3 protein-coding genes are annotated in these 2,495 nt (G+C 37.7%); 1 reads left to right on the top strand and 2 read right to left on the bottom strand.

The window, feature by feature from the left end:
- Positions 1–399: 399 nt before the first annotated feature.
- The gene (locus tag CK510_RS31850; RefSeq protein WP_158224924.1) at positions 400–540 is read left to right on the top strand and encodes a hypothetical protein; all 141 of its coding nucleotides are present in this window, start codon (positions 400–402) and stop codon (positions 538–540) included.
- Between the two features lie 45 nt (positions 541–585).
- On the opposite strand, the gene CK510_RS17470 is transcribed toward CK510_RS31850, so the two are convergent.
- Positions 586–1,521: a tetratricopeptide repeat protein gene (locus CK510_RS17470; RefSeq protein WP_095722925.1), complete on the bottom strand. Its 936-nt coding sequence runs from the start codon at positions 1,519–1,521 to the stop codon at positions 586–588.
- 31 nt (positions 1,522–1,552) lie between these two features.
- The gene (locus tag CK510_RS17465; RefSeq protein WP_095722924.1) at positions 1,553–2,293 is read right to left on the bottom strand and encodes an amino acid ABC transporter ATP-binding protein; all 741 of its coding nucleotides are present in this window, start codon (positions 2,291–2,293) and stop codon (positions 1,553–1,555) included.
- Between the last annotated feature and the right edge of the window lie 202 nt (positions 2,294–2,495).

The raw sequence follows: 2,495 nt of genomic DNA, 5'->3' as shown, positions 1-2,495 counted from the left end.
CTTTTAGTACGGCAGTACCATATTTTTTGTTGTCAGTGTTACATACTATTTTTATCCTCTACTCTTAACTACTTGCCAGAATCTATTGATAGCAATAGATTCACTAAATCAAGCTCGTTATGTACTCTGTAATTATTGCTGTTAATAAGCAATAAAAATCACCTGCACTTAGTAAAGATATTACACTAGCAAGTCAGTATAAGGCTAAAGTACTGATAATGAATTTAGGCTATTAAGTATAATTGGCACGTAAAGCCTGTTGGCATTGAGTTTAATGGCTATTTCAGGCGTTTTTAAGATACCTTTTTTTACTGGCGTGCCGTTTTTACTCAATAGCGAATTTAGATGTCACAAAAAGAACCTGTGATTATCTAAGTATGTATAATTTTTTGAGCCAGTGTGCAATTAATATTACTAATTGCTTGCACTAATTACTTACTCAAAATAGAACTCAATTTTGCGAATATGCCTTTATTCATAGACCTCAAGGAAAATAAGCGATCGCAAAATACTGGCAATGCTTCGACATACAAACATTAAATTTTATGGTACTGCCGTACTAAAGCTTTTACTCCATCTCTATAATTAACCAGTTTGCGCGATCGCAGAAATTTGTTTTTGGACTGCTTTGATTAAATCGATGGTTTTTTGGTAGGGTATTTGCTGTCTTTGTTGTCCGAATTGGGTTGCTGCGGTTTGTAAGTCTGATATTGCAGCTTGTTCGTATCCTAGTCGATGATAGGCAATTCCACGATTTACGTATGCTTGGGTATTGCTGGGGTTGAGATGGACTGTGTTGCTAAAATCCCGTATTGCACCAAAGTTATCGCCGTTTTTACCTACGGTACAACCCCGATTGAAGTAAGCACGGGAATCTTGGGGATTTAGACGAATTGCGAGGGTAAAGTTGTCGGTTGCGCTTTTGATGTTGTTGAGGTGAAACTTTGCTAAACCTAAGTCGTTGTAAATGTCGGCAATGAGAGAATTTTGCGTTGCGGGAATTAGGGATAGAGCTAAATGGTAGTCGGAAATTGCCTCTTGGTGTTTTTCAAGAGACGCGATCGCAACTCCCCGATTATAATAAGCACGAAAGTCATTTGGTTTTAGTGCGATCGCTCGATTGTTATCTTCCATTGCTGCGAGATAATTATTTTGTCGATAATAGGCAATTCCCCGATTTATGTAAGCTTCAATGTTATTGGGTGTTAAATTTATCGCTTGGTTGCAATCGGATACGGCATTCTGATATTGTTGTAGATTAAGAAAAGCTAAACATCTATTACTGTAAGCTGCACTATATTGGGGATTTATTTCTATTGCCTGGGAAAATCTCCCAATTGCCCCCGAATAATCCATGTTTTGTAACTTCTCGACACCGAGTTTCATTATTTCCTTAGCATTAATTTCTCCATTAACCAACGAGTCAGCATTTGCGATCGGAATTATTAGGGAAAAAAGTAAACAAAAAAGTAGCGCAACCACAATTAACTGCGTGCGAATTAATTTAAGCGAATGATTCATAAGAATACTCAACAGAAGACAACACTGACGACTAGAGAATCTGGGATAGAAACTTGCGAGTACGCTCTTCCTTAGGGTTTTGAAAGAAGTTAAAAGGTGTAGCTTCCTCAACAATTAAACCTCCATCCATAAAAATCACTCGATCGGCAACTTCGCGAGCAAATCCAACTTCGTGGGTAACTACTACCATTGTTATACCATCAGCAGCCAGGGTTCTAATTGTGTCTAACACCTCTCGCACCATTTCCGGATCGAGGGATGAAGTCGGTTCATCAAATAGCATGATTTTGGGTTGCATTGCTAAAGCTCGTGCGATCGCAACTCTCTGCTGTTGTCCACCAGATAATTGCCCTGGATATTTTTGTGCTTGTTCTACAATTCCCACTCTTTCTAATAACTGCATTGCTACTTTTTCGGCTTTGACTTTTGACCATTTCCGTACCCAAATGGGTGACAAAGTAATGTTTTGTAGTACGTTAAAATGGGGAAATAAGTTAAACTGTTGAAACACCATTCCCACTTCTCGCCGAATTGCTTCAATATTCCGCAAGTCATCAGTCAGGGTAATGCCGTCAATTTCAATTTTTCCCTGTTGATATTCTTCTAAGGCATTAAAGGTACGAATAAAAGTTGACTTCCCTGAACCTGATGGTCCCATAATTACTACTACTTCTCCCCGATTTACTGTCAAGCTAACACCTTTTAGAACATGGAATTTTCCATACCACTTTTGGATATCTTGGGCAATAATAATTGGTTGTTGTAAATTCATATGATTTTGGATTTTGGATTGGTAGAGTAGGTTATGTTTTTTCCCCAACAGTCAAATAAAAAAAATAATACCAACTTTGAAAAATCTATTGGAAGATACTTCCTTTGTCAGTATGACTGTTTAAATGTTATCGTCGAGCAGTTTAAATGAATCTCTTGGAAGATGCTTCCTTTGTCAGCATGACTGTTTAAATGTTATCGTC

Source organism: Brunnivagina elsteri CCALA 953, from assembly GCF_002289455.1.
Lineage (GTDB): Bacteria > Cyanobacteriota > Cyanobacteriia > Cyanobacteriales > Nostocaceae > Brunnivagina > Brunnivagina elsteri.
Note: the sequence above shows the minus strand (reverse complement) of the source record. Positions and strands in the feature narration are given on the sequence as shown.